Raw genomic sequence first — 26674 nt, 5'->3', positions numbered from 1 at the left:
GACTGGTACATGCAGGGCAAGATCGAGATCGACCCGATGATCACCCACACCATGCCGCTCGACGACATCAACAAGGGCTTCGACCTCATGCACTCCGGGGAAAGCATCCGCAGCGTGGTGGTCTACTGATCCCACGACGGCAGCAGACCGCGCAGCGCCGCACAGTCCCCTGTGCGGCGTTTTGCATTGCGGGGGGCATGCCAAGGCTTACATTTGCCGCCAGACCCGATTGAGAGGATCACGACATGAGTGACAGCACCTATACCCCGCCCGACGTCTGGACATGGGAGGCCCCTTCTGGTGGGCAATTCGCCGCGATCAACCGCCCCATTTCAGGCGCGACCCATGACAAGGATCTGCCGCGCGGCCAGCATCCGTTTCAGCTTTATTCTCTGGCGACACCCAATGGCGTCAAGGTTACGGTGATGTTCGAGGAACTGCTCGCGGCGGGCCATGCGGCGGAATATGACGCCTGGCTCATCAATATCAGCGAGGGCGATCAGTTCGGCTCTGGCTTTGTCGCGGTCAACCCCAATTCCAAGATCCCGGCGCTGCTGGATCACACTGGCGACACGCCCCTGCGCGTGTTCGAGAGCGCGTCGATCCTGATGCATCTGGCCGAGAAATTCGGGGCCTTCCTGCCCAAGAGTGGCCCTGCGCGCACCGAAACGCTCAACTGGCTATTCTGGCAGATGGGCAGCGCGCCTTACTTGGGTGGTGGCTTTGGCCATTTCTACGCCTATGCGCCCGAGAAATGGCAATACCCCATCGACCGTTTCGCGATGGAGGCCAAGCGCCAGCTAGACGTGCTCGACCGGCAACTGGCGGAGCGGCCCTATATCGCGGGCGATGAATATACGATTGCCGATATGGCGATCTGGCCCTGGTATGGCCAGCTTTGCCTTGGGCGGCTCTATAATGCGGCGACGTTTCTGGATGTGGCCAGCTACAAGCACGTCATGGCCTGGGCGGAAAAGATCGACGCGCGCCCGGCCGTCAAGCGGGGCCGCATGGTCAACCGCAGCTTTGGCGAGCCGGAAATGCAATTGCACGAACGCCATTCGGCCTCGGATTTCGAGACCCGCACGCAAGACAAGATCGGCGGATGATCCCGCCGCTGCGGCCCTGGCTGACAGGGCCGCAGTGCGCCGGTCTCAGCCCTCGTTTTCGGCCAGCCAACGCTCGGCATCGAGGGCGGCCATACAGCCCATGCCCGCCGAAGTGACCGCCTGACGATAGACGTGGTCGGTCAGATCACCCGCAGCAAAGACACCGGGGATCGAGGTGCGGGTGCTGCCCGGCACGACCTTGACATAGCCGCCGTTGTGCAGCTCGAGCTTGTCCTTGACCAACTCGCTGGCGGGCGCGTGGCCGATGGCGATGAACACGCCCTTGCAGGGGATTTCCGTGATCTCGCCGGTTTCGACATGGCGGACGCGCACGCCCTCGACCCCTTTGGGGTTGTCGCTGCCAAAGACCTCATCCAGCGTGTGAAACCAAAGCGTTTCGATCTTGGGGTTCTTCATCAACCGGTCTTGCAGGATCTTTTCGGCGCGCAGTTCGTCGCGGCGATGGATGAGCGTGACCTTCGAGGCGAAATTGGTCAGAAAGAGCGCCTCTTCCACGGCGGTATTGCCGCCGCCGATCACCACGATTTCCTGCCCGCGATAAAAGAACCCGTCGCAGGTGGCGCAGGCCGAGACGCCAAAGCCCTTGAACGCCTCTTCCGATGGCAGGCCGAGCCATTTGGCGCGCGCGCCGGTGGCGAGGATCACGGCATCGGCGGTATAGGTGGTCCCGCTGTCACCCTTGGCCACAAAGGGGCGGCTGTCCAGATCGAGCGACGAAATGATGTCACCGATGATTTCACAGCCCATGGCCGATGCATGCGTCTGCATCCGTACCATCAGGTCCGGCCCCTGCACCTCGGTGTCGCCGGGCCAGTTCTCGACTTCGGTCGTGGTGGTCAACTGCCCGCCCGGCTCGATCCCCTGCACGAGAATGGGCGAGAGCATGGCGCGGCTGGCATAGACGCCTGCGGTATAGCCGGCAGGGCCGGAACCGATGATCAGGCATTTGGTATGACGGGTGTCGGACATGGGCGTTCTCTCATGTGATCTGCGGATTTGGCGCATGATATAGCCCTCTGACGCGGGGCATGTAACCCCTTGCAGGGCGGATATGCACCGCCTGCCCTGGGCGTTATTCGGGAAATGATCTTGCGCATCAGCGAAACATAATTGCGCATGCAGGCCATGATGCTATAACAATCGCGAAATCGAACAAGGAGTCCCCCCAAATGGCCGCGTCCCGTCTTGATCCCATAGATCGCAAGATTCTGGCGGAGCTGCAGGCTGATGGCCGGATGACCAATGTGGAACTGGCCAAGCGTGTGGGTATTTCGGCGCCGCCCTGCCTGCGCCGGGTGCGCACGCTCGAGGAACAGGGTTATATCCGCGGCTATCACGCCAATGTGGACCCCCGCGAACTGGGGTTCGAGGTGCAGGTCTTTGCCATGGTCGGGTTGCAGAGCCAGGCCGAGGCGGATCTGAGCGCCTTTGAGGCGCGCTGCCGCGCCTGGCCGCTGGTGCGCGAATGCCATATGCTCAACGGCGAGGTGGATTTCATCCTCAAATGCGTGGCCCCCGATCTCAGCACCTTTCAGCGCTTTCTGACCGAGGAATTGACCGCCGCCGATAATGTCGCCAGCGTCAAGACATCGCTTGTCATTCGCGGGGCCAAGGACGAGCCCGGCGTGCCCTTTGAAATTCTCGAGGCGCGGCTCAGCCAGTCGGCCTGATCTCAGGCGACGCTCAGCGTATCGGGCGCATCGAGCGGCAGGCGCAGATGCGCCAGTGGGCCAAATTGATGCGGCTCCCGAATTTGCGGAAAGAACGACAGGAAGAGCGACAACATACTCGGTCCCACGTCTCGCTCGAACCCGGCACCAGGGTGAAAACTCTCGACTTCCAGGCCGTTGGCCGTGATCAGCGCATGCCGCCGCAGCCACAGGTGATAAAAGGTCACGGCACGCGGCGGGGTGACGCCAAAGGCGTGCATTCCATCGGCCAGCACATGCGCGGGGCTCAGCACGTGATCCGACCCGATGCTGGCGCGCAGATCGCGCGGGCGGGTGAGAATACGCGCGCCCGGACCCACAAGCAGATCGGCCATCGGCCGTGCGATGCCAAAGGCCTCGGCCATGATCCGCGTCAGCTTGACCGAACGGCTGGCAATATCCTCGGGCTGCAGCGTCATCCGGCCAATCCAGAGCACCGGCAGCGGCCCATGCGCAGAGGTCTGCAAGAGATCACCGGGCAGCAGGTCTTCGACGGCGACCGGCCCGCGCGTTGTGGTGATCAGCGTGCCGCGCGCGAATGCGGAATGTGCCGCGTCAAAGAGCGGGAGCGCCGGGGCCATCTGGTCGCGCTCTTCGATGCCCCCATCGGCCGTCAGCCAGAGGTTCGTGTAATGCCGCATCGGCAAGCGAGAGGGTTCAGGGCGCGCGGGAATGCTGCGCACAGGCGTCGCATAGGCGGCGTTGGCCGTCAGGCGGGGGATGCTCATTGCTGTGTCACCTCGAATTCAAGGATGTCACAACCGCGTCGGCCCCCACCGACAACGACAGATGGACAAATCTGTTTGTTTAGTAGGATCAATATGCGGGAAGGACGGGCTTTGCGTCAAATTTTCGGTATAATTGTTCGCCGACCGTGGGCAGTGAGTGCAAAGCGCCGGGATTGTCGCCGCAGCGCCCAATCCGCTTGCCATAATTCCAAGGCATGTGAGCGAATCACTTTCGGCCTTGTCGTGCCGCTTGACGCAATCACGATCCTGACAGTATTCTAAAATTAGAATGTTTGAACCACGCGCGGATCATGAGTCGCGCAGTCATGAAACCCATTTCAAATGGTGACGTTGGCCTTGGGCCCACGGGATTGGTGAAAATGAGATTTGGACGCTGGATGCGCAGACTAAGAGGGGTTGGCCTTGGGCCCGCGCTTCTTGTGCTATTGCTCAGCGTTCGGGTTGCCACCGCCGCCGCCGTCGATTGCCAGCACGAATTGGCGGATGCCGCCCGCTCCAACCTGCATGTGCAAGAGCAGATCAAGCTTGAGGCCGCCGCCCTTGGGGGCGAACTCTGTCTGGTCGAGGAACATCCCGGCGCGCTGTCCACGCCTGCCGCCGAGGCCGAGCATGACGGCCCGCATCTCAATACGCCCTGTCCTTTCTTCAAGTCGCAAGCGGCGCTGACAGAGGTGCGCATCGCGCCCGAGGCGCGGCATTTCAGTTTTTCGCGTGTCGTCCGTGTGTTCGACGATATGCGCGCGGCGGCGGGCGACCTGCCCGCCGGGTATAGCCCGCGCGCGCCGCCCGTGGTGGCCCTGGGATAGCTGGCATGCGTGCCACCGGGTCCACCCCGTGCGTCTCGCCGTTAAACGGCGAGGGGCCACTCCAGCGGGAACTTCGGTGACAGGGCAATACACCCTCGCATGATCGTTTCGCCATGCTTACCGCCATCCGGGCCGTCTCCAGCGGGCCAGATGGCGGGACAAGCACCGCAGCATCAGGCCCGATGTGGCCCATGCCAGCCCCGATTGGCCCGCCGAATGACCTCTGAGTGAGACCGTAATTCCCCAATTGATCGACGTCGTTATGTTCGAGGGCCTATTGGTGCCCCGCCCGACGCGCATCCACAAATAAAAGAGACCAAGACCATGACACAGGTTTTCCTGCGTGCCGGTGCATTTTGCGCCGCGCTCTGCCTATGCCTGACCGCGCCCGCCATGGCGCATGACGGTGACACGCCGCCCAAGGACGGGCTGCGGGTCAGCGTGACCGACCTGCCGCCGCTGCGCGCCGATGGCCATGCCCCCATCGGTGTGATGGGCGAACACCGCCACAAGACCGGTGAGGTGATGCTGTCCTATCGCTTCATGCACATGGATATGGAGGGCTATCGCAGTGGCACCAACGGCCTCAGCCCCGAACAGGTGGCGGTGACGCCCAATGCGTTCTTTGGCCTGCCGGGCCAGCCGCCCAATATCCGCATCGTGCCCACCAGCATGACGATGGATATGCATATGTTCGGCGCGATGTATGCCCCGAATGACCGCATCACCCTGATGGCGATGCTGCCCTATATCACCAAGCAGATGGATCACATCACCTTTGCCGGGCCTGCCGGGACCGTGCGGTTGGGCACGTTCAACACCCAATCCGAAGGCTGGGGCGATCTCAAGGTTTCCGCGCTCTACGGCCTCAAGGACTGGGGCAATCACAAGCTGCACCTGAATTTCGGTGTGAGCCTGCCCACCGGGTCCACGACAGAACGGGCAACCGTCCTGACGCCCGCCGGCACTTTTGCCAATATGCGCATGCCCTACGGGATGCAGCTTGGGTCCGGCACCTTCGATCTCTTGCCCGGCATCACCTATAGCGCGCGGTCGGGCAATACCGGCTGGGGGGCGCAACTGACCGGCGTGATCCGCACCGGCAAGAACAACGGCTATCACTTGGGCAACGAGGTGGCGCTGACCACATGGGCCAGCTATCAGCCCAAACCGTGGATCAGCCTCTCAGGCCGCATCGAGGCCAGGAGCGTGGGCGACATCAGCGGGCGCGATTCCCGCATGGTCGGCCCGTCGCCCACCCTCAACCCCGACAATTACGGCGGCGAGACGGTGACGCTCTTTGCCGGGGTCAATCTCGTGGCGCAAAAGGGGGCGTTGCGCGGCCACCGTTTGGCGCTCGAGATCGGCGCGCCGGTCTATCAGGATCTGAACGGTCTCCAGCTTGAAACCGACTGGACCACAACGCTTGGCTGGCAATACGCGTTCTGACGCTCTTGGCGCGCGGTTCAGGCCGCGCGCCGCACCGTATCTGCAAGGCCGGACATATCCCTGCGTCCCAGTTGCGCCAGCGTCAGGCTGATCTCTTCGGTCATCACCTCCCACAGCCGGTTGAGACCGCGCTCGCCCCCCGCCGCCATAGCATAGAGCAACGGCCGCCCGAGAAAGGCGAAATTCGCGCCCATCGCATGTGCCTTGACGATATCCTCGCCCGACCGAAGCCCGGAATCAAAGAACAGGGGAAAGTCCGGCCCAAGCGCCGCGCGTATCTCGGCCAGCATCAAAATGGGCTCTGGCGCGGCATCGAGTTGTCGGCCCCCGTGACTGGACACCTGTATCGCATCGACCCCGGCGGCGCGCAGCCGCACGGCATCCTCCACGTCCAGAACCCCCTTGATCACCAGTTTGCCGGGCCAGGCCGCGCGCAGCCGGTCGAGATAGGACCAATCCGCCGCCGCCCGGCTGGCAGTGCGGTCAAATCCACCCTGCCGGAAATTCGCCATCTCCGGCTTGCCATGCCAAAGTGTGCCCAGCGACCAGCGCGGATGCAGCGCGAAATCGACGAATTGCCGGGGGCCGATCTTGAACGGCATCTTGAACCCGTGGCGCAATTCGCGCGGGCGTCGGCCCACCTCCGGCACATCGAGCGTGACGACAAGGGTCTGATACCCCGCCGCGCGTGCCCGCTCGACCAGCGCCATGGTGCCGCTGCCATCGCCGCTGAAATAGAGCTGAAACCAGGCATGGCCCTCGGCCACTTCGATCATCCGTTCCAGCGCGGTCGAGGCCACGGTCGAGACACCCAAGGGCACGCGATCCCGTGCCGCCAGTCGCGCCAGCATCAGGTCCGCCCCCGGCGTGCTGAGGTTGCACATGCCCATGGGCGTGATTCCAAACGGCACCCGCGCCGCATGTCCGAACACATCGCAGGACAAATCCCGCGTGGTGACATTCCGCAAAACGCGCGGTTTCAGCCGCAGACCGCGCAGCGCCGCGCGATTGAGCGCCTCGCCATGTTCCGTGCCCGCCGCCCCGTCGATATAGTCGAACACCATCCACGGCAGGTGCCGCCGCGCCAGGCGGCGGGCATCCTCGGCGGAATGGATGGCATCGGCCCCCATGCAGCCCCCTAGCGCAGCACATGCACGGCGCAGGGTGCATGCCGCACCACCCGCGCGGCCGTGGACCCCAGAAGAAAATCGCTCAGGCCCGGTTTGTGCGAGCCGACGATGATGCAATCCGCGCCATGTTTCTCGGCGTAATCGGTGATCGCCCGCCCCGAATGACCGCGCAGCATGACCGGGGTCACATCGGGGGCGCCTTTCACCCGCTCGACCAAGAGCGCCTGCGCCCGGCTGTAGGCACCTTCGACCACCTCTTCATCGAGATAGGCGCGCACCGAGCTTTGGACCGGCTCATAGGCATGCAGCGCGATGATCTCGCCGCCTTCGGCGCGCAGGGCGCGGGCAATTTCCAGCGCACTCTCGCTGATTCCATGTTCCAGCGACAGGCCGACAATGATTTTGCGATACATGGGTCTTACTCCTCTTCAGGGGACAAGGACGATCTTGGGGCTGGTCACGCGACCGCCGCGAATATCGGCAAAGGCGCGCGCGCCCTCGCTGAGCGCCCGCTCCTCGATCCAGTCGAGCGCGCCCAGGCGCCCCTCGAACATCGCCTGCGCGCAGTCGCGAAAATCCTGCGCGGTATAGGTATAGGTGCCGATAAAGGTGATTTCCTGCAGCGTCATGCGCCGGATGTCCAAACCGCCCGTTGCCTGCCCCAAGCCGATATGCACGATCACGCCGCCCGGGCGCGCATGGGCCGAGGCCTGCGCGCGCGTGGCCTCATAGCCCACACCATCGACCACGATGTCGAACTGCTCCGCCGGGTCGAGCGCGTCGGGCGCAAGCGTTCTCTGATCGCAGCGCAGGTCCAGAAACGCCCGTCGCGCCGCGTGCGGCTCGATCATCGTGACATCCCTGATGCCCTGCGCGGCCAGGCTCAGCGCCGCGCCCAGACCAATCGCGCCGCCGCCCAGCACCAGCGCGCGGTGCGGGCCATCGCCCAGCACCGCCCGCCCCAGCCGCACGGCATGCCAGCCGCAGGCAATCGGTTCCGCCAGGGCCGCCTGATGGGTGGTCACATGATCGGGCAGAGGCACCAGATTGCGCTCGGGCATCGCCAAAAGCCCGGCAAAGGCCCCCTCGCGCGGCGGCATGGAAATGATTTGCCGCGTGCTGCACAGGTTGTCGCGCCCCGACCGGCAGGCCGGACAGGTGCCGCATGTCACCAGCGGATTGACCGTCACGCGCGCGCCCTGCATGGTCCCGCTCAGCACCACGCCCGCCGCCTCATGGCCCAGAACCAGCGGTGCGGGGCGGCGTTCGTCATGGCCCAGATAGGCGTGCATGTCAGAGCCGCAAATGCCCACGCTCTCGACGCGGATCAGCGCCTCGCCCTCTCTTGGTTCAGGGTCCGCCATCTCGCGATACTCTAACGCCTCTGGCCCGGTATAGACTAAAGCCTTCATTTCGCGGTGAACCCCCCGTCGAGCATCAGGATTTGGCCGGTGACATAGCCAGAGGCCTCAGAGCACAGAAAGAGCAGCGGCCCATCCATATCCTCGGGCTCGCCATTGCGCCCGATACAGGTCTGCGCCGCATTGCGTGCCGCGCGTTCGGGGTCGTTAAACACCGGCGCGGTCAATTCCGTGCGCACGAAACCGGGGGCCAGCGCATTGACACAGATGCCGTGGCGCGACCACGCCTCGGCCATGGCGCGGGTCATCTGCGCCACGCCGCCCTTGCTTGCGCCATAGGCGATGCCGCCGGGAAAGGCGCGGAACGATTGCAGCGACGCAAAATTGACGATCCGGCCCCAGCCCTTGTCCCGCATCGCGGGCACAAGATGCTGGCTCAGGAAAAACGGCGCGGTGAGGTTCAGCGCCAGCGTCACATCCCAGCCCTCGGGCGTCACCTCGTCGGCCGCCTGTCGGGTGTTGATGCCCGCCGCATGGATCACGATGTCCGGTGCGCCAAACGGCTCTGCCGCGCGCCGCGCCAGATCGGCAAGGCCGTCGCGCTCTGCCAGATCCTGCGCGATTACGGCGCCCTTGTCCCCCACCTCGGCCTGCCATCCCGCCAGCGCATCGGCGCGGCGGGCCACGCCGACCACCTGCGCGCCGTGCTGTGCCAGAACCGTGGCCGCCCGCCGACCAAGGCCGGAACTGGCCCCTGTCACCAGCGCCACCCGGCCTGCGACGTCGAATAGCCCGCGTTCAGCCATTGGCGGTCAGGTCGAATGTTTCGTCGGGGAAATACTTGCGCAGGCGAATGTCTGCGGTGCGGGCATGGCCCTCCATTCCCTCCAGCCGCGAAATCCGCGCGGTGGCCTCGGCCACGGGCTTGGCCCCTTCACGGGTGGCGCGCTGCCATGTGACGATCTTCATGTATTTATGCACGCTGAGGCCGCCGGTGTAGCTGGCCGCGCCCGAGGTGGGCAACACATGGTTGGTGCCTGACGCCTTGTCGCCAAAGGCCACAGTGGTTTCCTCGCCGAGGAAAAGCGAGCCATAGCAGGTCAACCGCCCCAGCCACCAATCCAGATCCTCGGCCTGCACCGTCAGGTGCTCGGGCGCGTAATCGTCCGAGGTGGCCGCCATTTCCTCGCGGTCCGCGCAGAGGATCACCTCGGCATAATCGCGCCACGCGGCGGCGGCGTTGTCGCGGTTCACCTCTGGCAGATCGGCGATGAGATCGGGCACAAGGCGCATGACCTCTTCGGCAAGCGGGCGGTCGTCCGTCACCAGCCAGACGGGCGAGTTATAGCCATGCTCGGCCTGTCCCACCAGGTCCGTGGCCACCACCATCGGATCGGCGGTGCCATCCGCGAGGATAAGGCTGTCGGTCGGGCCTGCGATCATGTCGATGCCCACGCGGCCAAAGAGGATGCGCTTGGCCTCGGCCACGAACTGATTGCCGGGGCCGACAAGGATATTGGCCGGGGGCAGGCCAAAGAGACCAAAGGTCATCGCGGCCACACCCTGCACGCCGCCCATGGCCATGATCACATCGGCCCCGCAGATATGCGCGGCATAAATGATCGCCGGGGCCACGCCCACGCCGGGGCGGGGCGGCGAGCAGGCGACGATATGCTTGCAGCCGGCCACCTTGGCGGTGGTCACGGTCATGATGGCGCTGGCGATATGGCTATAGCGCCCGCCCGGCACGTAGCAGCCTGCGGCATGGACGGGGATGCTCTTTTGCCCGGCAATCAGCCCCGGCACCACTTCGATTTCGATGTCGCGCAGCGTTTCGCGCTGGGCCTCCGCGAAGCGGCGCACATTGGAATGGGCGAATTCTATATCGCGCTTGAGCTTTTCCGGCACCAGTGCCGTGGCGGCGGCGATCTCTTCGGGCGTCAGGATGATGTTGCCCTCGTAGCGGTCGAACTTGGCGGCATAGTCCAGCGCCACCTTGTCGCCCCCCGCCTCGATGTCGGCCAGAATGCCCTGCACGGTCTCGTGCACATCGCTCGCGTGCGAGGTTGAGGTCAGCGTTGCTTTTTTGAGGTATTCCCGGGTCATTGGAGCGTCCTATCTGTAGATTTCGGGGAGCATCGTGGTCGAAATCGCCGGGATATAGGCAATCAGCAGCACCACGATCAGCATGAAGAAGACAAAGGGCACCGCCCGCCACGCGATCCGCAGGATGGATTCGCCGGTGATGCCCGACACGACAAAGAGGTTGAGGCCAAGCGGCGGCGTGATGAATCCCACACCCAGCGCGGTGATCATCATCACGCAGAACTGGATCTCATTCATGCCGATATTGTCGGCCAGCGGTTTCAGGATCGGCGCGAGGATGACGATGTTGGGCGTCGTCTCCATCACGCAGCCGGCCGCAATCAGGATCAGGATCATCAGGAGGATGAGCAGCGTCGGATCGTCGGTCAGACCCGTGACTGCGGTCACAAAGCCCTGCGGCACGCCCATGATCGCCAGCGCCTGTGCCAGCGGCAGCGAAAATGCGATAATGGGCAGGATCACCCCGTTGACCTTGGCCGAACTGATGAGCATGGCCGGAAAATCCGCCAGCTTGAGCGTACCAAGGATAAAGCCAAGGATCACCGTGACGACAACCGCCGTGGCCCCCGCCTCGGTCGGCGTGAGCCGTCCCGAAAAGATGCCATAGAAAATGATCCCCGGCACGATGAAGGCATACCAGCCCGAGGCAATCGCGCGGCCCAGATTTGCGAAATAGTCACCAAAGCTGATATTTCCGCCGCCCTCATAGCCATAGATGCGATTGACCACGATATTGGTGATCAGGATCGACACAAGGATCAGCATCCCCGGAATGAGTGCGGCCATGAACAGGGTCGAGGCGGAAATGCCCAGCACCAGACCGATGATGATATAGGCGATGGAGGGCGGGATGAGGATGCCGGTGCAGGCCCCAGCCGCCACCAGCGCGCAGGCATAGGGGCGCGGGTATCCGCTTTCGACCAGCCGGTCGATGGTCATCCGGCCGACCGCCGCCGCCCCCGCCGCATCCGACCCCGAGATGGCCGAGAACATCCCGCAGACAAGCACCGTAGCCGAGCCGAAACCGCCCTTGGCAAACTGTGTCAGCGCCTCTGCCACGTTCAGGAACTTGCGGCTGAGGCCGGTGCGCACCAGCACGTCGCCGGTCAGGATGAAGAGCGGCACAGCCGTCAGCGCAAAGGCGTCGATCCCGTCAAACAGGCTCTCGCCCACAAGGCTGAGCGGCAGCGCGCCCGACCACATCAGCATGACAATCGCCGCCGATCCGATCGCCGCCCAGACCGGCACCGCCAAGGCCACCAGCACCACGAACAGGATCACCGGCCCGTAAAAATCCCAGCCCAGTTCGACGGTTTGCGCAAATGTATTCCACATGACGCACGCCCCTCAGTCGAATAGCTGATTGCCTTCGTGCACGGGGGTCCCGTCACGAAGGGCGCGCAGATCGCGCAGGAAGGATTGCACAAGCCGCAACAGCATGAGGCCAAAGCCCACCGGCACCGCCAGAAGGAACCACACCATCGACACCCGCAGACCGGCGCTGACCGAGCCGAACTTGGCCGAGACCATCACAGTCTCCCACGACCAGTAGAGCGCCACGACAGCCACCGCCGCCATCACCAGATCACCCAGGATGTAAAGCGCCGCCTTCATGCGCGGCCCGACATAATGCATGATCACGTCGATGCGGATATGCGCGCGCTCGCGCACCGCCGCCGCCGCCCCGATCCACGCGAGATAGATAAAGGCATAGCGCACGATCTCTTCGCCCCAGACCGAGGAATAGGCGAATACCTCGCGCCGGATCACCTCGATCGCCATGGTGACGACGAGCATCATGTAAAAGATCAGAAGCGCCCATCGCTCCAGATTGCGGTCGAGTGTGCTGAGCATGTCAAACCTCTCCGGTTCGGGGCGCGCATGGCGGCCCCGGCCGTTCTGTCGTTCTCATTGCATAGGCCGGGCGCGGCGGTCATGCACGCGCCCGGTCGCTCATGGCTCAGGCGTCGTGGACGTAGTATTTGCCCTTGGTGCCCGCCGCTTCGACCAGCTTGTCAAAGGTCTCCATTGACCCGGCCAGCTCGGTCTTGAAGCTGTCCCACTCCGAGCGCTGATAGCCCACGGTGTCTTTCCACTCGGCCATCTGATCATCACTCAGCGAATGGAATTCCACGCCGGATTTGTTCATCTCCGCCATGGCAAAGGTGCGCGCCGAGGGCACCTTGGCAAGGTTCTGGTGAAAGCTCATCTCGGACGCCCATTCAATCGCCTCCTGCACATCGGCGGGCAGGCTGTTGAACCATTCGAGGTTGCAGGCATAGGTCTGACTGTCCGGCACCGCCTGGGTAAAGGTGACGTGGCTCAGAATATCCTTGAAGCCAAAGGCATAGAGCGCGCCCACCGAAGGGTCGAGCGCATCGGCCACACCCTGCTTGATGGCCGAAGGCGTTTCACCCCAGGCGACCGGCGTCGGATTGGCACCGCCCATGCGGTAGAACTGTTGCAACATCTGCGAACCGGGCACCCGGAACTTGACCCCCTGCAAATCCGCAGGTGTCATGATCGGCCCGCCGCCGCCCTTGCGCACGGCCATCACACGCGGGTCGATGCAGAAATAGAACATCGGCTTGAATCCCCGCGCCTCGACCAGCGCATTGACCTCCGTTTTCCAGATGTCCGATGTCACGAGATTGACGAAACGCTGATTGGCCCCGCAGAAATAGGGCATATTGATCAGGTCCACTGCCGGGGCGAACGGGGCAAAATTCGAGAGCGAGAATTGCCCGGCGTTGATCGTGCCGCCCTGCACCTTCTGCGCCAGCGCCGAGCCCACGCCCAATTGCCCGCCGGGTGCGAGCTTGACGTAGATCTTGCCGTTCGAGGCGTTCTGCAGGTTCTCCTTCACGTCGAGTTGCATCATCGGATAGCTGCGCGTGGTGCCCACCACATATTCCGTGGCCAGCGTCATCACGTGATCCGCCGCCGCCTCGCGCTCGCGCTCTTCATTGGCGGTTTGGGCGCTTGCCTCGGACGACGACAGCGTGCCCGCCGCCGCCGCGACAACCGCGGCGGTAAAGCTGCCGGTGGTTGCCAGTTTAAGGAAATTGCGCCGCTCCTCGGACGCAAGCTCTTTGCTCTCTTCGCTCATTCCTATCTCCTCCCTGAGATTTGGTTTTATTTTCCGCGCTTGCGTGCCGCCTCGCTCCTCAACGTGGCGACGACAAAGGTGACGACCGCCGCCAAAAGCAGCAGCATCTCGCCCACTCCTGTCAGGAACGCGGCATTGCCAAAGGCCCCCAACGCCACATTCGCGCCAAAGACGCCGAACAGGATCAATGCGGCAAACAGGAACATGCGGCCCTCCCTCTCGCCGGATTTGCCGACGATTCGAGAGAAATGTAAGCGCTTACATATTTTCACGCAAGCTGTTATATTTCTGAAATCCCGTTACAGACGGGCAGAGTTCGACACAAATGCTCCGGGCCACAGGATGAATCGACGACTCTCAGACACCGCTCCCAACCTGCCCACGCTGGCCGATGTCGCCCGCGCGGCGGGGGTGTCCACCGCCACCGTCTCGCGGTGCCTCAACTCTCCGGCGCTGGTGCAGACGGCCACGCGCGACCGGGTCCTGAGCGCCGTCGCGGCCCTTGGGTATTCCCCCAATTTCGGCGCGCGCGCCTTGGCCGCGCGGCGCACCGGCATCATCGGCGCGATTATCCCGACGATGGAGAACGCAATCTTTGCCCGCGCCATCCAGGCCTTTCAGGAGGAATTGCACCTCAGCGGCCAGACACTTCTGGTCGCCTCCTCCTCCTACAGCCCCGAGATCGAGGCGGATCAGATTCGCACCCTTGTGGCGCGCGGCGCGGATGCGCTCTTGCTCATCGGCCATGACCGCGATCCCGGCATCTACGCCTTTCTCGAACAGCGCGGCGTGCCGGTTCTGGTTTCCTGGGCCTTTGATCCGGCGCAGGCGCGCGCCTCGATCGGTTTCGACAATCGCCGCGCCATGGCGGGGTTGGCACAAGAGGTGCTGCAACTCGGGCACCGGAACATCGGCATGATTTCCGCACATGCGGCGGGCAATGACCGCGCCCGCGACCGGATTGCCGGGGTGCGCGATGCCTTGCGCGACCATGGCGTTGACCCCGCCGCGCTGGACCTGATCGAAACCCCCTACAGCATCGCCAACGGGGCCGAGGCGATGGCGCGCCTCATGGCGCTGCCCACACCCCCGACCGTCGTGATCTGCGGTAATGACGTGCTCGCGGTCGGGGCCTTGCAGATGGCGCGCCAGCTTGGGCTTGATGTGCCTCGGCAGGTGTCGATCACCGGCTTTGACGATATAGAACTTGCCACCGTGGTCGATCCGGCCCTGACCACCGTGCATGTCCCGCACCGTGAAATGGGCCGTGCCGCGGCGCAACTCCTGGTCGGGATGGTGGGCGGCGGAGCAGCCCCGGCGCCGGTCTGTCTTGAGACAAAGCTTTGTTTTCGCGGCACGCTCGCCGCCCCCCGGACATGAAAAAGCCCGCCACCGGGCGGGCTTTTCCTGACAGTAACGCGTCACTCACACAAAGAACTGCGCACCATTGGCCGAAATGGTCGAGCCATTGATAAAGCTGGCATCCTCGGACACTAGGAAGGTCACGCAGCGCGCGATTTCCTCGGGCTCGCCCAGACGACCTGCCGGAATCATGCCGATGATCTTTTCCCGCACCGCCTCGGGCACGGCCATGACCATTTCCGTGGCGATATAGCCGGGGCAGATCGCATTGGCGGTGATGCCCTTGGCGGCACCCTCTTGGGCCAGCGACTTGATGATGCCCAGATCGCCTGCCTTGGTCGCCGCATAGTTGACCTGACCGAACTGGCCCTTTTGCCCGTTGATCGAGGAAATCACCACGATCCGCCCAAAGCCACGGTCGCGCATGCCCGACCAGACCGGATGGACGGTGTTGAACACGCCTGTCAGGTTGGTGTCGATCACCTCTTTCCACTGTTGCGGCGTCATCTTGTGGAACGGCGCATCGCGGGTGATGCCGGCATTGGCGATCACGATGTCGATCGGGCCCAGTTCCGCCTCGACGCGGGCGATCCCCTCCTTGGAGCTGTCATAGTCCGCCACGTTCCATTTGTAGGTCTTGATGCCGGTTTCCTCGGTGAATTTGGCGGCTGCCTCATCATTGCCGGCATAGGTTGCGGCGACGGTATAGCCCTCCTCCTTGAGCGCCTTGGAAATGGCGGCGCCGATTCCACGGGAGCCCCCGGTGACGAGTGCGGTTCTTGCCATGATATCCTCCAATCTGGCTGGTGCGTTGAAACTTGGTTATCGGTTTGGATCGTATTGCGCAATATTGTTGCGCGATAAATTTTCTGCAATGCGGCTATTTTTGATGCAGCATGAAAAAGGGCACCGTGCGGGGTGCCCTTGATCCTGTCTCAGACCGCGCCCGCGCGCCTCACGGACGCTCGACGCAGAGGGCAACGCCCATGCCGCCACCGATGCAGAGCGTGGCAAGACCCTTCTTGGCCCCGCGCCGCTTCATCTCGAACAAGAGCGTGTTCAGCACCCGGCAGCCCGAGGCGCCGATCGGGTGGCCAATCGCAATCGCGCCGCCGTTGACGTTGACGATGGCCGGATCCCAGCCCATGTCCTTGTTGACCGCGCAGGCCTGCGCGGCAAAGGCCTCGTTCGCCTCGACGAGGTCGAGATCGGCCACGCTCCACCCGGCCTTGGCCAGCGCCTTGCGGCTGGCATGGATCGGACCCACGCCCATGATCGACGGATCAAGCCCGGCGGTGGCATAGGATGCGATCCGCGCCAGAGGTTCGATGCCCCGACGCTCGGCCTCATCCGCGCTCATCAAGAGGGTTGCCGCCGCGCCGTCATTCAGACCGCTCGCATTGGCGGCCGTGACCGACCCATCCTTGGTAAAGGCGGGGCGCAGCTTTTGCATGGCGTCAAGCGTCGCGCCATGACGGATGTATTCATCCTTGTCGACGATGATGTCGCCCTTGCGCGTCTTGACGGTAAAGGCGATCACCTCGTCGTCAAACTTGCCGGCTTTCTGCGCGGCTTCAGCCTTGTTCTGGCTGGCCACGGCGAATTCATCCTGCATCTCGCGGGTGATCTGCCACTGGTCGGCCACGTTCTCGGCGGTCTGACCCATGTGATAGCCATTGAACGCATCCCACAGACCGTCGCGAATCATCGTGTCGATATAGGTCATGTCGCCCATCTTGTGACCGGCGCGCAGATAGGCGGCATGGGGGCTCAGCGTCATGTTTTCCTGACCACCGGCGCAAACGATGGCGGCGTCGCCCAGCTGGATATGCTGCGCGCCCAGTGCCACGGCCCGCAGACCCGAGCCACAGACCTGGTTGATGCTCCAGGCAGCGGACTCGAGCGGCAGCCCCGCCTTCACATGCGCCTGACGCGCCGGGTTCTGGCCCTGTGCGGCGGTCAGCACCTGACCCAGGATCGTCTCGGAGACTTCGCCCTTTTCAATACCCGCGCGGGCAACCACCGCCTCAAGCACGGCTGCGCCCAGATCATGCGCCGGCGTATTCGCGAACGCGCCTCCAAAGGAACCCACAGCGGTGCGCGCTGCGGATGCGATTACTACATTGGTCATCTATGTCCTCCACCAGGATTTGCCCGATCGGAGCATGGCACAGGGGTGTCACATTTTCATGCACCTCCCCTCTGTCACCTCCGCCGTTACGCGGCGTCATATCTTAGATGCCGCACTGCGGCAACGGACGGAGTGTCACATTCAAGCGGTGGCGCGGTCAAGGGCGCTGTCAATCCAGGGGGGCCGCACCGTGGGCGCGCCAAAGTAGTAACCTTGCAAACAATCAATTCCCAACGCCGCGAGATAGGCGGCATCCTCCGGCTTTTCGACGCTTTCGGCCACTGTCACCATGTCGAATTGTTGCCCGATGCTGGCCAGGGTCGCGGTCAGCACCTGATTGTCAGGGTCCGTGGCGATGCCGCGCACGAATTGCCCGTCGATCTTGAGAATGTCGAAATAGAACTCCTTGAGAAACCGGAACGAGGTGTAACCCGCCCCGAAATCATCGAGTGCAAAGCTTATTCCCTTGGCCTGCAACTCTTTCATGAAGCCGGTCACAAGCTCGGGCACCAGCATGGCCGAGCCTTCGGTGATCTCCAGAATCAGCCGCTCGCCGATGGTAGGATCGTCGCTCAGCCCCTTTTTCAGCGTGCGCGTCCAGCGTGAGTAACCGATGGATCGCGCAGACATGTTGATGGCAAGCCGCAGATCGGGATAGGTGATCAGCGTGCGCAGCCCCTTTTCCAGCGCCAGACAATCAATGAGCCGCCCGGTTTCCGTCACCTCGATCTGGGTGATGAAATCCTTGGCGGGGATCACCCGGCCCGTGGCATCGAGCACACGAATCAGCCCCTCGTAGAACGCAGGCCTGTCCTGCTGCCGCGCGGGCACCACCGCCTGATAGGCCAGCAGCACCTGTTTGTGCTTCACCGCCTGATTGACCATGTCGATCACGGAACGGTCCCGCGCTGACACGGCATAGGACAGCGGGGTATCGAACCCCGCTGGAATATCGGCCCATTTGTGTTTCTGTCCCATTTGCCCCTCCGGAACGCCTGTTCTCAAACTGGCGCAGATGGCTTAAGGATCGCTTAAGCCGCGCATTTGACTGCACGCGCGCGGGCGCCGGTTCAGAGGGGGCAACCATGGAGCGTTGTGGCTGGGTCAGTGACGATCCGCTGTATCTGTCCTATCACGACACCGAATGGGGCGTGCCTGAATATGACAGTCGTGCGCTCTGGGAAAAGCTCATTCTCGACGGCTTTCAGGCGGGGCTGAGCTGGATCACCATCCTGCGCAAGCGCGAGAATTTTCGCACGGCGTTCCAGGGGTTTGACCCGCATGTCATCGCCACTTGGGGCGAGGATGAGGTGACGCGCCTCCTGGCCGATCCGGGCATCATCCGCCACCGGGGCAAGATCGCGGCGACCATCGGCAATGCCCGGGCCTGGGCCGAGATCGAAGCCAACGAAGGCTTTGACCGCTACCTCTGGGGCCATGTCGGCGGTCAGCCCATTCAGAACCAATGGCGCTCTCTGTCCGAGGTGCCCGCGCAGACCGATATTTCTGTAAAACTTTCAAAGGATTTGCAGAAACGCGGCTTCAAATTCTGTGGCCCGACGATCACCTATGCCTTCATGCAGGCGGTGGGCATGGTCAACGATCACCTCGTCACCTGCCCCTGTCATGCGCCCGTGGCCCGGATGGGCGCGCGCACCGCATTGTGATCGCGTCGCCCCAGCGAAGGCTTTTCATTCGTGCCATCCTGTCCGATGGTCCCGCCATCACAGGAGAAACCGATGCCCCTATTGCCCAGCCTTCCCGATCCCGCGCATCTGATGGACCTCTACGCGCGCTTTCCCGCAACGTGCGCCCGCTGATGGAGTATACCGACGGGCTCTTGCGCAGCGACGGAGAGCTGAGCATCGGCCAGCGCGAGCTGATCGCCACCTATGTCTCGGCCCTCAACGCCTGCACCTTTTGCGCGGGCGCACATCGCGCCTATGCCGAGGTGTTCGGCATCGACGCGGGCCTCATTGACGCGCTGATGGCGGATGTCGACACCGCCCCGATCGACGAAAAACTGCGCCCGCTTCTGGCCTATGTGGCCAAGCTCAACACCCTGCCCAGCAAGCTCGTGGCGCGCGACGCGCAGGCGGTCTATGACGCGGGCTGGTCCGAGGCGGCGCTCTACGAGGCGGTGCAGGTCTGCGCGCTCTTCAACATGATGAACCGGATCATCGAGGGGACGGGCGTGAATTTCGACTATGCCGAGGCGCCCGACGGGCATCCCGCGACCGGCACCACGCCCGAGGATCAGGCCGCCACCTACAGCCGCTTTGGCGCCATGGTCGAGGCCATGGTCAAAGGGTAAACCCATGCTGGTTGTCGCAGGGCTGATCATCGCCTTCGTGCTGGTGCTGATCCTGTCCAACCGGCGCACGCGGTCGTGCCGCTGGCGCGCGGATCGAAGGCAGGATCGTGACGGGCAATCCTATTACCGCTGCATGGCTTGCGGTGCGCAGGTCTTTACATCCACCGGCAAACCGCCTTTGGATTGCGCGGTAAATCCCCGCGACGTTCCAGAGGACTGAGATGAGCCATAGCCCCGCCGATGCCGCCGCCCGCCGCGCCGTGCCGCCCGTGATCTGCTATCCCAATGACACGCTGCCCGTGCCCGATCTGGCGCTCTACGCCGCCGCCCGCGCCGGGGCGATCAAGGTGTCAGAGGTGCTGGTCCCCCCGCGCGAGGCGGCCTGCTTTCGCGCCGAGGCGGGGCAATTCTTTCGCATCACCAGCGTGGATGGCCCGCAAGTGGGCGATCTCAACCTCTGGAACGCGGCTGACCTGACCGAGCGGTTCTATTCCGGCAAGACCCGCGCGCTCCATGGCACCCATGTCACCACGGGCGAGCGGCTCTGGTCCTCTTTCCCGCATCTGCGCCCGATGGCCACGATCACCGGGGATAGCCTGGGCTGGTATGGCATCGACGAGTTTGGCGGCTCGGTGCATGACGTGATCGGCACCCGCTGCGATCCCTATACCGGCAACCTCCTGTCGGGGGTGCAGTATCACCACTGCTGCCATTCCAACCTGACCCGCGCCCTGGCGGATGAATTGGGCGTGTCCTTGGCCGAGGCGGAACCGCATGTACACGACGTGCTCAACGTCTTCATGTGCACCGGATTCACCCGCGACACGGGCCAATATTTCATGAAGGCCAGCCCCGTGCGCCCCGGCGACTATCTGGAATTCTTTGCCGAGATCGACATTCTGGGCTGCTTGAGCGCCTGTCCCGGCGGCGATTGCTCGTCCGAGCATACCAGCGACACGGCGGCCTGTTACCCGATGCTGGTCGAGGTGTTCGCCCCCGCGCCCGGCGCGCTCTCCGGTTGGCAGAGCCCTGCGCGCAATGGCTATGACGGCAGCCACGGGCGGTAAAAGGAAAGGGCAGGGGGTTAGCCCTGCCCGCCCCTTACCTCAGACGCGGCCCTTCCACGGCACCAGCCAGTTTTCGGCCTTACGCATCAGGATGTCGATGCCATAGCCGATGATCCCGATCAGGATGATCCCCATCAGCACAATGTCGGTCAGCTGAAAGCGGCTGGCGACCATGATCATCATGCCCGCGCCCTTTTCGGCGGCCACCAGTTCGGCGGCCACTACCGTGCCCCAACAGACCCCCATCGCGACGCGCGCGCCGGTGAAAATCTCGGGCAGCGAGTTGGGCACGATCACATGCCGCATGAGTTGCCATTTGCTTGCGCCCAGCGAATAGGCGGCATGGACCTTGGAAATCGCCACGCCCGATACACCCGCCCGCGCTGAAATCGTCATGATCCAGAGCGCGGCCAGAAACAGCAGGATGATCTTGCCGCTCTCGCCGATCCCGGCCCAGATGATGACCAGCGGAATCAGCGCCAGAGGCGGCACCGGGCGCATGAATTCGACGATCGGATCGAACCACCCGCGGAACCAGTCACTCAGCCCCATGGCATAGCCCAGCGGTATCCCCACCAGCGCGCCCAGGGCAAAACCCACGATCACGCGGAACAGCGACCAATAGAGATGCTCCAAAAGGGTGAAGTTCTGATAGCCCTGCTTCGACACTTCGATAAGGCGCGACACCACCGCCTCGGGCGCGGGGAGCCATATGGACTCCATCTGCATCCCCTTGGCAGGGGCGAAATTCAGCGATCCCTTGGCGGTCACGGCCACGGTGCCATCGGCCACCGCGACGGTCTGTCCGGTGCTCACCGGCTTGCCATCAATCGCGATCACCTTGGCCCCTTGATCGCGTGTCACCTCATCATTCTTGTCCATCAGCAAGAGCTGCGACCGCCACGCGCCCACCGTCAGCACGTCATTCTTGGCAATCCCTTCGCCCGGTTCGATCACCGGGTCTTCGACCGTCTCGCCCACGGTAAACACCCGCACCATCACGGTTGCATCGTCGCGCGTGCCGTCCGGGGCCTCCAGCGTATAGGTGAATTCGGTGTCGCCGATGAATGGCCCCGGCGCATGGATGGGCACCCATTTGCTGCCCGTGAACGCGCCCCAGATCAAAAAGATCGTGATCACCGAAATCACGCTTGCCCAGCGATCCGGGCGCACCGCGCTCTCATCCCCGAAGGTCACCGTCTTGAGCGAGGTGAAATCGTTCATCTGCCGGAACTTGCGCACGCCAAGCCGCACGATGAAGAATGCGCTCACGAAAATCGCCACATAGATGATCAGGATGATCATGCGCCCGCCTCCTCTGCCCGGCCCATGATCTCTTCTTCCATGTCCCAGATCATCGTCAGGATTTCCTCTCGCTTGGCGGCGAAATCAGGTACTTTCTTGACCTCGCGCAGATCACGGCCCGCCCCCATCTCGGCAAAGGGCAGGCGATATTCCTTGTGGACCCGCCCCGGTCGCGGTGCCATCACCAACAGCCGCTCACCCAGGAGCAGCGCCTCTTCGACCGAATGGGTGATCAGGATGATGGTCTTGCCGGTCTCTTTCCAGAGCTTCAGGACCAAGCCTTGCATCTTCTCGCGCGTCAGCGCATCGAGCGCCCCCAAGGGCTCGTCCATCAGGATCACGTCGGGGTCATTCGCGAGGCACCGCGCCAGCGCCACGCGCTGCTGCATCCCCCCCGACAGCTCGTACACCGCCTTTTCCTTGAAATCGCGCAGGCCCACGACATCGAGCAGATGATCAACGGTGCCGGCCCATTCCTTTTCCCGCTTGCCTGCCATGCGCGGGCCAAAACTCACGTTGTCGCGCACGCTCATCCATTCAAAGAGCGCGCCTTGCTGAAACACCATGCCGCGCTCGGCATCCGGGCCCGTCACCCGATGCCCGTTCAGCGTGATCTGCCCCTCTGACGGGGCCAGAAACCCGGCAAGGATATTGAGTAGCGTGGTCTTGCCACAGCCCGACGGCCCCAGCACGCTCATCAATTCGCCGGTCTTGATCTCGAGCGAGACATTCTTGAGCGCCTGCACATGGCTGCCATTCGGCAGATCGAACCGCATCGAGATGTTTTCGATGGAAAGTGTCGACATCCCCACCCCTTGTTTCTCTGGTTGGTTGGGCAAAGGCCCGCCCGTTCGCACGGGGCGGGCCTCATTCACTCCGTCAGGCGGAATTACATGCCGTTGGCAGCGGCCAGCGGTCCGGTGTTGACGTTGTTCTCATAGGTGGCCAGCGCCGAGTCGATGCTGCCTGCCTCGACAAAGACCTCGGCCACGCCCTTCATGAACTCCTGCGCGCCGCCACCCAGCCATTTGGCGCTCAACTGCGCTTCGACCGTGGGGAACACGAAGGTGTCGATCGTCGCTGCCGTGGCCTCCAGATCCATGCCGCTATCCTTGGCGATGACCGGCAGCATCGTGTCGCGATTGGCCGGATCGGCCCACATCGCGTTGGCATCTGCGGTCACCTTCAGGAACTTGGCCACCAGATCGGGGTTTTCCGCGACAAAGGCCGCCGGGCCCGAGGTCACGTCAAATACCAGAATGCCCAGTTCTTCCTTTTCCGCGCCCGTCAACAGCACGTTGCCATGTTCCAGCGCGCGACGCAGCGAACCGCCCCAGCCGCAGAACATATCGACCGCGCCCTGCGCGATGGCGGCGGCCCCCTCTGGCGGGGCCATGTTCACCACGTCCATGCTGGCAATATCCACGCCGAAATGGTTCATCTGCTTGAGGAACCCGTAATGCGCGGCGGTGCCCAGCGGCACGGCGACCTTCTTGCCGGCCAGTTCGGCCGCGTTGGTCTTGTCGATTTCCAGCGCCGAGGCGACGACACAGTTGTCGTTGTCGGCATAGCTCACGGCCACGTCGAGGGTCTGCAAATCCTGCCCGGCGCTGGTGGCCACCACGAAGGGCGGAACCCCCTGGCTCACCGACAGATGCACGTCACCCGATGCCATCGCAGCGCTCATCGCGGTGCCGGTGTCAAACGCACGCCAGTTGACCTTGACGCCCATTTCCTTGTCGTAGGTGCCCATTTCCTTGGCATACTGGAACGGCATCGGCCATTCGAGGAAATAGGCCACGGTGATCTCTTCCGCGCTTGCCGCCCCGGCCCCCGCCAGAAAGGCCGCGCCAGCCACCGCCGACATCAGTTTGCTTTTCATGCTCATCTGTTTTCTCCCGTTGGTTACAGTCGTTTTCTGTCTTACCCGCACGTTTCGGCGGGTTTATCCTGCGTCCCGGTCCTCTGGCTCGAGTATGCTCCGGGAACAGGCAACAGCCCAGAGTGAACCCGATCCACAGACGCCGATCAACGCAATTATAACAGAGCTAAGATCATTTCAGTATTTCCGAAAAGAGGTTTTCGAATAGCCTGAAACAAACGCCGCCTTTACCCCCGTTGATGAAAAACTGAAACAGACCATGGAGTTACTCGCAGACTCGCGCAGCGACAGGCAATTCTGGACCTATGTAATGCTATGCTCTGGCCCTAACGATCTGCTGGGATTCTCGGCTGATATGCGGCTAGGATAACCCGTGATATAGATAGACGGCCCGCGCCCTGCGCCGGGCCTCAACCTGATGGAGCATCGCCATGGACGGCAAACTTCGCGACAACGACATTTCCCACGTGGTCGAGGCCGACCGCGCGCATGTCTGGCATCACCTGATTCAACACGCGCCCTGGAGCGGCACCGACCCCAAGGCCGATCCGCGCATCATCGTCGAAGGGCGCGGCATGCGCGTCTGGGACCAAAAGGGCAAGGAGCATCTCGACGGCGTGTCGGGCGGCGTCTGGACCGTGAACGTGGGCTATGGCCGCGAACGCATCGCCAACGCGGTGCGCGACCAGCTGATCAAACTGCCCTATTTCGCAGGCTCCGCAGGCTCGATCCCCGGCGCGCTTTTCTCTGAAAAGCTGATCTCGAAAATGCCGGGAATGAGCCGGGTCTACTATACCAACTCCGGCTCCGAGGCGAACGAAAAGGCGTTCAAGATGGTTCGCCAGATCGCGCACAAGCGCTATGGCGGCAAGAAGCACAAGATCCTCTATCGTGACCGCGATTATCACGGCACCACCATCGCCTGCCTCTCGGCGGGGGGTCAGGATCAGCGCAACGCGCAATATGGCCCCTATACCCCCGGTTTCGTGCGGGTGCCGCATTGCCTTGAATACCGCGCGCAATGGGATCTGGAGGGCGAAGAATACGGCCTCGCCGCTGCCAATGCGATCGAAGAGGTGATCTTGGCCGAAGGGCCCGACACCATCGGCGCGCTCTGCCTCGAACCCGTCACTGCCGGTGGTGGCGTCATCACCCCGCCCGAGGGCTACTGGCCCCGCGTGCAAGAGATTTGCCGCAAATACGACATCCTCCTGCATATCGACGAGGTTGTCTGCGGCGTCGGGCGCACCGGCACCTGGTTCGGCTATCAGCATTACGGGGTCGAACCCGATTTCGTGACCATGGCCAAGGGCGTGGCCTCTGGCTATGCCGCCATCGCCTGCTGTGTCACCAACGAGCGCGTGTTCGACATGTTCAAGGACGACACCACCGATCCGCTGAACTATTTCCGCGACATCTCGACCTTTGGCGGCTGCACCGCCGGTCCCGCTGCGGCGCTGGAAAACATGGCGATCATCGAAGAAGAGGATCTTCTGGGCAATACCGTGGCGATGGGCGACTACATGCTCGACCAGCTGCGCGCGCTCAAGGACAAGCATGCCGTCATCGGCGATGTGCGCGGCAAGGGTCTGTTTCTCGGGGCCGAACTGGTTGCCGACCGCGCCACCAAGGAACCGATGGATGAAAAGCGGGTTCAGGCCGTTGTCGCCGACTGCATGGCGCAGGGCGTCATCATCGGTGCCACCAACCGTTCGATCCCCGGTTTCAACAACACGCTGTGCTATTCGCCCGCGCTGATTGCGACCAAGGACGACATCAACCACCTGATTTCCGCCACGGACGAGGCCCTGACCCGCGTCTTTGGCTGATCCTTTTCGGATTTCCCCACCTGACCCGGCGCGCACCCGCGTGCCGGGTTTTTTGTTGCGCCCCATCCCAAGCGCCTACATCCTGCCCCGCAGGCGCGACTCACCCCGAGGCGCCGGTTGACCAAGTAAGGACCACCCGATGAAACACCTCCTCGCCCCGTTCCTGATCCTCGCCGCCAGCCCTGCGGCTGCGCATCTGCCCGAGGGCGAATACGGCTCCTTCCTCGCCGGGGTGACGCATCCGCTCTTTGGTCTCGATCACGTGCTGGCGATGATCGCCGTGGGCCTCTGGGCCGCGCAAATCGGCGGCCGCGCGCTCTGGACCGTGCCCAGCGCCTTTGTCCTTGCCATGATCCTCGGGTTTCTGGCGGCGCTGCTCGGCTTGCCCCTGCCTCTGGTCGAACCGATGATCCTCGCCTCGATCATGGCGCTCGGCCTTGTCGTGGCCTTTGCCCTGCGCCCCGCGCCGGGGCTGGCCATGATCCTCGTGTCGCTCTTCGCGCTCTTTCACGGTCACGCCCATGGTGGCGAACTGGGTCAGGCGCAGGCGTTGCAATTCGGCGCAGGCTTTGGCATCGCCACGGCGCTCCTGCATGTGGCGGGATTGCTGATCGCCTTCACCGCCGCGCGCGAAACCCGCAATGCCAGCGCGCTGCCGCTCCGCCTGATGGGCGGGGCTACCGCCCTGGCCGGGGCCTATATCGCGTTTGCCTGATCTCGCGCCAGCGGCGTCAAGAGACCTCTTCTTCAAGATGCAGCTTCATCTCGATCAAGACTTGCTGCAACTGCGTGGTTTCGCGCAACAGACGCTTGGCCTCATTCACGGTGATGCGCCCATCCGCGATGCTCTGCTGATACTCGGCCATGAGCATCGCAAAGCGCTGTGACAGTGCGATCACATCGCTGTTCACATTGGCCCTCTCTTGCGTATTGCGCCGCTCGGCGATCAGGCTCAGGCTGACACCGCGCAGCTCGGCCAGCGCGCTTGTGACATGCGGATAGCGCGCGGCGGCCTCCAGCGCGGCCACGGTATCCACCGGCATGAAGCGGTCTGCGTGCTCGTCATGGTCGGAATAATAGCGCCCCAGCGTGGCCTTGGACTTGCCCGTCAATTGGCAGGCCGCCTCGATTCCCACATCCTTGACCAAGGCTTCGGTGTGCTTTTTCAGGTAACTTCCCGTCGTCGACATACGCATTCCCCAAACTGGCCGTCATTTCTGAGGCCACCCATACCC

At 63.3% G+C, this 26674-nt stretch carries 29 protein-coding genes and 1 pseudogene; 12 read left to right on the top strand and 18 right to left on the bottom strand.

All coding sequences use genetic code 11. The annotated features are described in order from the left end of the window. Both MVC20_RS12235 and yghU read left to right on the top strand, forming a co-directional pair. Positions 1–129, top strand: a pseudogene (locus MVC20_RS12235) (S-(hydroxymethyl)glutathione dehydrogenase); the annotation flags it as partial. A 116-nt stretch (positions 130–245) separates the two neighbouring features. Then, positions 246–1109, top strand: coding sequence for a glutathione-dependent disulfide-bond oxidoreductase (gene yghU, locus MVC20_RS12230; RefSeq protein WP_297541737.1), 864 nt, complete (start codon positions 246–248; stop codon positions 1107–1109). Positions 1110–1154: 45 nt separating this feature from the next. Here the strand turns inward: yghU and trxB are convergent, their stop codons facing one another. Further along, on the bottom strand, positions 1155–2099 hold the full coding sequence (trxB, locus tag MVC20_RS12225; RefSeq protein ID WP_297541735.1) for a thioredoxin-disulfide reductase: 945 nt from the start codon (positions 2097–2099) through the stop codon (positions 1155–1157). A gap of 200 nt (positions 2100–2299) precedes the next feature. Between trxB and MVC20_RS12220 the strand changes: the two genes are divergently transcribed. After that, positions 2300–2800: an Lrp/AsnC family transcriptional regulator gene (locus MVC20_RS12220; RefSeq protein WP_297541733.1), complete on the top strand. Its 501-nt coding sequence runs from the start codon at positions 2300–2302 to the stop codon at positions 2798–2800. Between the two features lie 2 nt (positions 2801–2802). Here the strand turns inward: MVC20_RS12220 and MVC20_RS12215 are convergent, their stop codons facing one another. Then, entirely contained in the window at positions 2803–3567 is a 765-nt protein-coding gene (locus MVC20_RS12215; protein ID WP_297541731.1) for a Hint domain-containing protein, read from the bottom strand. Positions 3568–3965: 398 nt separating this feature from the next. Between MVC20_RS12215 and MVC20_RS12210 the strand changes: the two genes are divergently transcribed. Together MVC20_RS12210 and MVC20_RS12205 are read left to right on the top strand one after the other, a co-directional pair. Further along, a complete protein-coding gene (locus MVC20_RS12210) occupies positions 3966–4394 on the top strand; it encodes a hypothetical protein (protein WP_297541729.1) in 429 nt (142 codons plus the stop codon). Positions 4395–4718: 324 nt separating this feature from the next. Beyond that, positions 4719–5843 (top strand): transporter, encoded by a 1125-nt coding sequence (locus tag MVC20_RS12205; RefSeq protein WP_297541727.1) that lies wholly within the window; start codon positions 4719–4721, stop codon positions 5841–5843. A 17-nt stretch (positions 5844–5860) separates the two neighbouring features. Here the strand turns inward: MVC20_RS12205 and MVC20_RS12200 are convergent, their stop codons facing one another. From MVC20_RS12200 to MVC20_RS12160, 9 genes are all read right to left on the bottom strand, one after another. Next, entirely contained in the window at positions 5861–6973 is a 1113-nt protein-coding gene (locus MVC20_RS12200; protein ID WP_297541725.1) for an alpha-hydroxy acid oxidase, read from the bottom strand. Positions 6974–6981: 8 nt separating this feature from the next. Beyond that, the gene (locus MVC20_RS12195) at positions 6982–7386 is read right to left on the bottom strand and encodes a universal stress protein (protein WP_297541723.1); all 405 of its coding nucleotides are present in this window, start codon (positions 7384–7386) and stop codon (positions 6982–6984) included. Between the two features lie 15 nt (positions 7387–7401). Beyond that, the gene (locus tag MVC20_RS12190; RefSeq protein WP_297541721.1) at positions 7402–8385 is read right to left on the bottom strand and encodes an alcohol dehydrogenase catalytic domain-containing protein; all 984 of its coding nucleotides are present in this window, start codon (positions 8383–8385) and stop codon (positions 7402–7404) included. Continuing rightward, positions 8382–9140, bottom strand: coding sequence for an SDR family oxidoreductase (locus MVC20_RS12185; RefSeq protein ID WP_297541719.1), 759 nt, complete (start codon positions 9138–9140; stop codon positions 8382–8384). Before MVC20_RS12185 ends, MVC20_RS12190 begins: the two co-directional genes overlap by 4 nt. After that, a complete protein-coding gene (gene hisD / locus MVC20_RS12180; RefSeq protein ID WP_037270270.1) occupies positions 9133–10440 on the bottom strand; it encodes a histidinol dehydrogenase in 1308 nt (435 codons plus the stop codon). The genes MVC20_RS12185 and hisD overlap by 8 nt, the downstream gene beginning before the upstream one ends. A gap of 9 nt (positions 10441–10449) precedes the next feature. Next, entirely contained in the window at positions 10450–11775 is a 1326-nt protein-coding gene (locus MVC20_RS12175) for a TRAP transporter large permease (RefSeq protein WP_297541717.1), read from the bottom strand. Between the two features lie 12 nt (positions 11776–11787). After that, on the bottom strand, positions 11788–12294 hold the full coding sequence (locus MVC20_RS12170) for a TRAP transporter small permease (RefSeq protein ID WP_297541715.1): 507 nt from the start codon (positions 12292–12294) through the stop codon (positions 11788–11790). A gap of 106 nt (positions 12295–12400) precedes the next feature. Beyond that, positions 12401–13549 (bottom strand): TRAP transporter substrate-binding protein, encoded by a 1149-nt coding sequence (locus MVC20_RS12165; protein ID WP_297541713.1) that lies wholly within the window; start codon positions 13547–13549, stop codon positions 12401–12403. 26 nt (positions 13550–13575) lie between these two features. Further along, positions 13576–13755, bottom strand: a complete 180-nt coding sequence (locus MVC20_RS12160; protein WP_297541711.1) for a hypothetical protein — start codon at positions 13753–13755, stop codon at positions 13576–13578. A gap of 136 nt (positions 13756–13891) precedes the next feature. Here MVC20_RS12160 and MVC20_RS12155 point away from each other — a divergent pair, with 136 nt between their 5' ends. Further along, positions 13892–14929 (top strand): LacI family DNA-binding transcriptional regulator, encoded by a 1038-nt coding sequence (locus MVC20_RS12155; RefSeq protein WP_297541710.1) that lies wholly within the window; start codon positions 13892–13894, stop codon positions 14927–14929. Between the two features lie 45 nt (positions 14930–14974). Here MVC20_RS12155 and phbB read toward each other — a convergent pair whose 3' ends face one another. From phbB to MVC20_RS12140, 3 genes are all read right to left on the bottom strand, one after another. Next, positions 14975–15697, bottom strand: a complete 723-nt coding sequence (gene phbB, locus MVC20_RS12150) for an acetoacetyl-CoA reductase (RefSeq protein WP_297541708.1) — start codon at positions 15695–15697, stop codon at positions 14975–14977. 169 nt (positions 15698–15866) lie between these two features. After that, the gene (locus MVC20_RS12145; protein ID WP_297541706.1) at positions 15867–17042 is read right to left on the bottom strand and encodes an acetyl-CoA C-acetyltransferase; all 1176 of its coding nucleotides are present in this window, start codon (positions 17040–17042) and stop codon (positions 15867–15869) included. Positions 17043–17183: 141 nt separating this feature from the next. After that, a complete protein-coding gene (locus tag MVC20_RS12140) occupies positions 17184–18020 on the bottom strand; it encodes an EAL domain-containing protein (protein WP_297541705.1) in 837 nt (278 codons plus the stop codon). Positions 18021–18127: 107 nt separating this feature from the next. Between MVC20_RS12140 and MVC20_RS12135 the strand changes: the two genes are divergently transcribed. From MVC20_RS12135 to MVC20_RS12120, 4 genes are all read left to right on the top strand, one after another. Then, positions 18128–18709, top strand: a complete 582-nt coding sequence (locus MVC20_RS12135) for a DNA-3-methyladenine glycosylase I (protein ID WP_297541704.1) — start codon at positions 18128–18130, stop codon at positions 18707–18709. 140 nt (positions 18710–18849) lie between these two features. After that, positions 18850–19356 (top strand): peroxidase-related enzyme, encoded by a 507-nt coding sequence (locus MVC20_RS12130; protein ID WP_297541702.1) that lies wholly within the window; start codon positions 18850–18852, stop codon positions 19354–19356. A 4-nt stretch (positions 19357–19360) separates the two neighbouring features. Next, positions 19361–19576, top strand: coding sequence for a hypothetical protein (locus MVC20_RS12125; RefSeq protein ID WP_037270251.1), 216 nt, complete (start codon positions 19361–19363; stop codon positions 19574–19576). Between the two features lies 1 nt (position 19577). Beyond that, positions 19578–20423: a DUF1989 domain-containing protein gene (locus MVC20_RS12120; protein WP_297541700.1), complete on the top strand. Its 846-nt coding sequence runs from the start codon at positions 19578–19580 to the stop codon at positions 20421–20423. A gap of 39 nt (positions 20424–20462) precedes the next feature. On the opposite strand, the gene MVC20_RS12115 is transcribed toward MVC20_RS12120, so the two are convergent. The 3 genes from MVC20_RS12115 to MVC20_RS12105 all read right to left on the bottom strand — a co-directional run bounded on the left by MVC20_RS12115 (position 20463) and on the right by MVC20_RS12105 (position 23616). After that, positions 20463–21728 carry an ABC transporter permease subunit gene (locus tag MVC20_RS12115; RefSeq protein WP_297541697.1) on the bottom strand — a complete coding sequence of 422 codons (1266 nt, stop codon included), beginning with the start codon at positions 21726–21728 and terminating at the stop codon, positions 20463–20465. Further along, a complete protein-coding gene (locus tag MVC20_RS12110; protein WP_297541695.1) occupies positions 21725–22534 on the bottom strand; it encodes an ABC transporter ATP-binding protein in 810 nt (269 codons plus the stop codon). Before MVC20_RS12110 ends, MVC20_RS12115 begins: the two co-directional genes overlap by 4 nt. Before the next feature lie 83 nt (positions 22535–22617). Then, positions 22618–23616: an ABC transporter substrate-binding protein gene (locus tag MVC20_RS12105; protein ID WP_297541693.1), complete on the bottom strand. Its 999-nt coding sequence runs from the start codon at positions 23614–23616 to the stop codon at positions 22618–22620. A gap of 425 nt (positions 23617–24041) precedes the next feature. Here MVC20_RS12105 and MVC20_RS12100 point away from each other — a divergent pair, with 425 nt between their 5' ends. Together MVC20_RS12100 and MVC20_RS12095 are read left to right on the top strand one after the other, a co-directional pair. Next, the gene (locus MVC20_RS12100; protein ID WP_297541691.1) at positions 24042–25439 is read left to right on the top strand and encodes an aminotransferase class III-fold pyridoxal phosphate-dependent enzyme; all 1398 of its coding nucleotides are present in this window, start codon (positions 24042–24044) and stop codon (positions 25437–25439) included. 139 nt (positions 25440–25578) lie between these two features. After that, positions 25579–26154: a HupE/UreJ family protein gene (locus MVC20_RS12095; RefSeq protein WP_297541688.1), complete on the top strand. Its 576-nt coding sequence runs from the start codon at positions 25579–25581 to the stop codon at positions 26152–26154. A 16-nt stretch (positions 26155–26170) separates the two neighbouring features. Here MVC20_RS12095 and MVC20_RS12090 read toward each other — a convergent pair whose 3' ends face one another. Continuing rightward, positions 26171–26629, bottom strand: coding sequence for a phage regulatory CII family protein (locus tag MVC20_RS12090; RefSeq protein ID WP_297541686.1), 459 nt, complete (start codon positions 26627–26629; stop codon positions 26171–26173). Positions 26630–26674: the final 45 nt, after the last annotated feature.

The organism is Roseovarius sp., assembly GCF_027019125.1.
Classification (GTDB): Bacteria; Pseudomonadota; Alphaproteobacteria; order Rhodobacterales; family Rhodobacteraceae; genus Roseovarius.
This window is presented reverse-complemented; position numbering and strand designations above follow the sequence as displayed.